The following is a 5,398-nucleotide window of genomic DNA, read 5'->3' on the forward strand; positions in this document are numbered from 1 at the left end:
CCCGGCGGACAAGAAAACTGTCACCCATCTAATCAGTCCATTCTGTTACCTATCTATCCGGTTCGGACACCGGCATCTTCTCCCCGTATAGTGACGGGGAGAAGGACGCCGTCGCTGACGATTTCGCCAATCGGCGACCTTGCAGGGCGAACGCCGGCGTCGCCATTGCCCCTTTCTCCCCGTCACTATACGGGGAGAAATGTCCGGCAGGACAATGAGGGGCGGCGCGCCCTTCGAAAATGATCCGGGAAGTGGGGATCGGAGCGAGGTCGCTCTTCACAGCCCATTGTCAATCGAAGAACGCCTCGACCACGTTGCGCTTGCCGAGCATGAAGGCGTCAGCGACATGCTGCAGCGGCGCCAGATCGACATCGGAGGTGCCGGCGCGGACGATCTCGGCGAAGCGCTTGTAGAGCATCGGGTACTCGGCCTCCGGCTCGTCATGAACCACCTTGCCGTCGATGGCGAGCTTCGAACCGCCGCCCGACAGCACCATCGCGCCCTTGTCGGTGTCGGCCAGGATGTCCCAGCTTTGCGGGCCTGTCTGCAGCCAGTCGAGGTCCATCGTCACCGGCAACCCGTTCGAGGTGCGGAAGGCGACGCGCGCGGCAACCGGGGAGGCGCGGTTTTCGGGAAAATCCAGCACCGCCGAGGTGATGAACATCGCCGGCAGGATATGGGTGGCAATCGACAGCGCGTTGATGCCGGGATCGAAGACGCCGAAACCGCCGGGAGCCCAGATCCATTCCTGGTTCGGGTGCCAGCGCCGCACGTCTTCCTTCCAGTTGATGGCGGCCGACCTGATCTTGGCCTTGTCGAGGAAGGCGCGTGCGGCCTCTACGGCCGGCGCATAGCGCGAGTGCCAGCTGGCGAACAGCGAGACGCCGTTCTGCGCGGCCAATATCTTGAGGTCCTCGACCTCGCTGACCGTGGCGCCAGGCGGCTTCTCCAGGAAGACATGCTTCTTGGCCATCAGCGCGGTGCGCGCCGCATCGTAGCGGAACTGCGGCGGCATGCAGAGCGACACGGCCTCGAGCTCGGGCACCGCATCGAGCATGGCTTCGATGTGAGGGAAATTCGGGATGTCATCCACCTTGCCGTGACGGCTGGCAGCCGCGATGAGGCGATAGTCCTGGTCTTTCGCCAGGGCCGGCAGATGCTGGTCGCGGACGATCTTGCCAACGCCGACGATGCCTATCTTGATGGGCTGGGACACGGCCGCTCCGTCTGTTTGATGATGGTGATGGTTTCTTACCAGAACACTTGCCCCGGGCAAGCCGAAGCCGAGAAGCCTAGCTCGGCCTTCCTTGAGGCGGCAGTGCACATTTTTGTCGGCTGGGAAGGCCTCGGTCGCCGATTCGTCTCGGCAGTCGATTCGAAAGCTGGACCGGGTTCGGGTTCAGATCGGCACGTCGAAGGTGACGATCGACACTTCGCCTTCGAGCGCGCCCTGGAAAGCGGAGATATGCGGCTCTTCGTCGGGGATGCCGTCCATGTCGCCGATCTGGTCGAGTTCGGCCTCGGCGTACCCTTCGGCGGCAAGCGATTCGAGTGCCCGGCGCACCGCCGAATCGTCGTCTGGCGCCACCAGCATGACGTGGACGCCTTCCGGTTTGCCGCCTTTTTTCTTCCACACCCGGCCGGTGATGATGGTGACCGGGCGTTCTTCATTGTCGTTCACGGGCCGATTCCTCTTGGCAGCGGGTGGGCGGGCGAGGGGGTTTTGACTGCTCATGCGGCCTTTTCGCATGAAGCAAGGCCGCGCAACAGCGCAAACCCATTCACTTTGCCTGAAGGCTTGTCACTTTCTTCCTCGCTCTTGCAAAAATGCGAAAGAAAATTACATGCGGTTTTCGCATGGCTGCCAAGCCTTGGTCGGCGCGCAATATTTAGTGCTCCGGGCTTGACGGTCCGCGGTCTTACGAGTAGAAGCCGCCCAGTCAGAACCGATGTGAGGCTCTCCCTTCCGAAGCGACACGCTTTGGAGTTTGCCTCAAACAGGGTTCGTTTTACGAGCGAAAAGACATTTCCGGCGTGCACGAAGCGGCTTCCGCTTCCTCTGCCTTTTGTTCGGGCAAGACCGCGAGGCGCGGTTTATGGCCCGAATTTGCGTATGGAAATGACGCTTTGAGCGGCCCTGACCGGGCGAGACACGGAATTGAGAGACAAGAGGGTTTAATGCCTACCGTCAACCAGCTGATCCGCAAGCCGCGCATTGCGCCGGTGAAGCGCAACAAGGTCCCGGCCATGCAGCAGAACCCGCAGAAGCGGGGCGTCTGCACGCGCGTCTATACAACGACGCCGAAGAAGCCGAACTCGGCGCTGCGCAAGGTGGCCAAGATCCGCCTGACCAATGGTTTTGAAGTGATCGGGTACATCCCCGGCGAAGGCCACAACCTTCAGGAACACTCCGTGGTGATGATCCGCGGCGGCCGCGTCAAGGATCTTCCGGGCGTTCGCTACCACATCATCCGCGGCGTGCTCGACACGCAGGGTGTGAAGAACCGCAAGCAGCGCCGTTCGAAGTACGGCGCCAAGCGTCCGAAGTAAGGGGCGTCCGAAGTAAGATTTTCCGGCCTTGGCGCTCCTTGGGTGCGTCGGGTTATGAGATTGAGAGACAAAAGCCATGTCGCGTCGTCACAGTGCAGAAAAGCGTGAGATCAATCCGGACCCGAAGTTCGGCGATCTGATCGTCACCAAGTTCATGAACGCCGTCATGTATGACGGCAAGAAGTCGGTCGCCGAGACCATCGTCTACGGCGCGCTCGACCAGGTTCAGTCGAAGACCAAGCAGGAGCCGGTCACCGTCTTCCATCAGGCGCTCGACAATGTCGCGCCTCATGTTGAAGTGCGTTCGCGTCGTGTCGGTGGCGCCACCTACCAGGTTCCGGTTGATGTGCGCCCCGAGCGCCGCCAGGCATTGGCCATTCGCTGGCTGATCGCTGCGGCCCGCAATCGCAACGAGACCACGATGGTCGACCGCCTCTCCGGCGAGCTGATGGACGCGGCCAACAACCGCGGCACGGCTGTCAAGAAGCGTGAAGACACCCACAAGATGGCTGAAGCCAACCGCGCTTTCGCGCACTACCGCTGGTAAAGCGCGAACGAGACTGAGAGGCAGCTACGATGGCCCGCGAATACAAAATCGAAGACTACCGCAATTTCGGTATCATGGCGCATATTGACGCCGGCAAGACGACGACTACCGAGCGCGTCCTCTACTACACGGGCAAGTCGCACAAGATCGGCGAAGTCCACGACGGCGCTGCCACCATGGATTGGATGGAGCAGGAGCAGGAGCGCGGCATCACGATCACCTCCGCCGCGACCACGACCTTCTGGAAGGCTCGTGACGGCAAGATGCACCGCTTCAACATCATCGACACCCCCGGCCATGTCGACTTCACCATCGAAGTCGAGCGTTCGCTGCGCGTGCTCGACGGCGCCATCGCGCTGCTCGATGCCAATGCCGGCGTTGAGCCGCAGACCGAGACCGTCTGGCGCCAGGCCGACAAGTACCGCGTTCCGCGCATGATCTTCTGCAACAAGATGGACAAGATCGGCGCCGACTTCTACCGCTCGGTCGAGATGATCGGTTCGCGCCTCGGTGCGCATGCCGTTGTCATGCAGCTGCCGATCGGCGCCGAGACCGAGTTCAAGGGCGTCGTCGACCTCGTCGAGATGAACGCGCTTGTCTGGCGCGACGAGACGCTGGGCGCTGCCTGGGATGTCGTCGAGATCCCGGACGACCTCAAGGCTCGTGCCGAAGAATACCGCGAGAAGATGATCGAGGCCGCCGTCGAAATGGACGAGACGGCGCTTGAAAATTACCTCGAAGGCAAGATGCCGTCGAATGACGAGATCCGCGCGCTGATCCGCAAGGGCACCATCGCGGTCAAGTTCTACCCGATGTTCTGTGGCTCGGCCTTTAAGAACAAGGGCGTGCAGCCGCTGCTCGACGCCGTCGTCGAATATCTGCCGTCGCCGGCCGATGTTCCCGCCATCAAGGGTGTCGATGCCAAGACCGACGCCGAGATCGAGCGTCACGCCGACGACAACGAGCCTCTGTCGATGCTCGCCTTCAAGATCATGAACGACCCGTTCGTCGGTTCGCTGACCTTTGCCCGCATCTATTCGGGCAGGCTCACCAAGGGCATCTCGGTCGACAACACCGTGAAGGGCAAGAAAGAGCGCATCGGCCGCATGCTGCAGATGCATGCGAACTCGCGCGCCGATGTCGAAGAGGCTTTTGCCGGCGACATCGTTGCTCTTGCCGGTCTCAAGGACACGACCACCGGCGACACGCTGAGCGATCCGCTGCATCCGGTCATTCTCGAGCGCATGGAATTCCCCGATCCGGTCATCCAGATCGCCATCGAGCCGAAGACCAAGAACGACCAGGAAAAGATGGGCCTCGCCCTTCACCGCTTGGCCGCCGAGGATCCGTCCTTCCGTGTCAAGACCGACGAGGAAAGCGGCCAGACCATCATTTCCGGCATGGGCGAACTTCACCTGGACATCATCGTCGACCGCATGCGTCGCGAGTTCAAGGTCGAGGCCAATGTCGGCGCACCGCAGGTGGCTTATCGCGAGACGATCACCCGCAGGCACGAGCAGGACTACACGCACAAGAAGCAGACCGGCGGTACCGGTCAGTTCGCTCGCGTCAAGATCGTCTTCGAGCCGAACCCGGACAGCAGCGAGTTCGAGTTCGAGACCAAGATCGTCGGCGGCGCCGTGCCGAAGGAATACATCCCCGGTGTCGAAAAGGGCATCAACAGCGTCATGACCTCGGGTCCGTTCGCGGGCTTCCCGATGATCGGCGTCAAGGCGACGCTGATCGACGGCGCTTACCACGATGTCGACTCCAGCGTTCTGGCCTTCGAAATCGCCGGCCGCGCCTGCTTCCGTGAAGCCGCACCCAAGCTTGGCGTGCAGCTGCTCGAGCCGATCATGAAGGTCGAAGTGGTGACGCCGGAAGATTACGTCGGCAGCGTCATCGGCGATCTGAACGGTCGTCGTGGCCAGATCCAGGGCCAGGAAGCGCGCGGCGTCGCCGTCGTCATCAACGCGATGGTGCCGCTCGCCAACATGTTCAAGTATGTCGACAACCTGCGCTCGATGAGCCAGGGCCGTGCGGCCTACACCATGCAGTTCGATCACTATGAGCCGGTTCCGACCGCAGTGGCTCAGGAAGTCCAGAAGAAATACGCCTAAGGGTTTCTTAGCCACCGGGTCACGCTCCTTGCGCGGTGCCGGATCTGAAGAGCGAATAACAATTTCCCCTTAGCGGGTAGAATAGACGGAGAACGATTATGGCCAAAGGTAAATTCGAGCGTAACAAGCCTCACGTGAACATCGGCACGATTGGCCACGTCGACCATGGCAAGACGTCGCT

5 protein-coding genes are annotated in these 5,398 nt (G+C 61.4%); 3 read left to right on the forward strand and 2 right to left on the reverse strand.

Going from position 1 to position 5,398, the window contains the following annotated elements; genetic code table 11:
• Positions 1–289 precede the first annotated feature (289 nt).
• Together AC0L24_RS33630 and AC0L24_RS33635 are read right to left on the reverse strand one after the other, a co-directional pair.
• Complete coding sequence (locus tag AC0L24_RS33630; RefSeq protein ID WP_127810385.1) at positions 290–1,216, reverse strand: Gfo/Idh/MocA family protein; 927 nt, start codon at positions 1,214–1,216, stop codon at positions 290–292.
• 183 nt (positions 1,217–1,399) lie between these two features.
• Entirely contained in the window at positions 1,400–1,681 is a 282-nt protein-coding gene (locus AC0L24_RS33635) for a transcriptional regulator (protein ID WP_013531420.1), read from the reverse strand.
• A 497-nt stretch (positions 1,682–2,178) separates the two neighbouring features.
• On the opposite strand from AC0L24_RS33635, the gene rpsL reads away from it, so the two are divergent.
• From rpsL to fusA, 3 genes are all read left to right on the forward strand, one after another.
• Entirely contained in the window at positions 2,179–2,550 is a 372-nt protein-coding gene (gene rpsL, locus AC0L24_RS33640; RefSeq protein WP_006333356.1) for a 30S ribosomal protein S12, read from the forward strand.
• Positions 2,551–2,626: 76 nt separating this feature from the next.
• Positions 2,627–3,097, forward strand: a complete 471-nt coding sequence (gene rpsG, locus AC0L24_RS33645; protein ID WP_008875664.1) for a 30S ribosomal protein S7 — start codon at positions 2,627–2,629, stop codon at positions 3,095–3,097.
• 29 nt (positions 3,098–3,126) lie between these two features.
• Positions 3,127–5,217, forward strand: coding sequence for an elongation factor G (gene fusA, locus AC0L24_RS33650; RefSeq protein ID WP_027027748.1), 2,091 nt, complete (start codon positions 3,127–3,129; stop codon positions 5,215–5,217).
• The last annotated feature ends 181 nt before the right edge of the window (positions 5,218–5,398 follow it).

It is taken from the genome of Mesorhizobium sp. WSM4809 (assembly GCF_055811655.1).

Bases quoted from the DNA above. Each gene is read 5' to 3' on its own strand.
- rpsL (WP_006333356.1), top strand. From the start codon at position 2,179: ATGCCTACCGTCAACCAGCTGATCCGCAAGCCGCGCATTGCGCCGGTG.
- rpsG (WP_008875664.1), top strand. From the start codon at position 2,627: ATGTCGCGTCGTCACAGTGCAGAAAAGCGTGAGATCAATCCGGACCCG.
- fusA (WP_027027748.1), top strand. From the start codon at position 3,127: ATGGCCCGCGAATACAAAATCGAAGACTACCGCAATTTCGGTATCATG.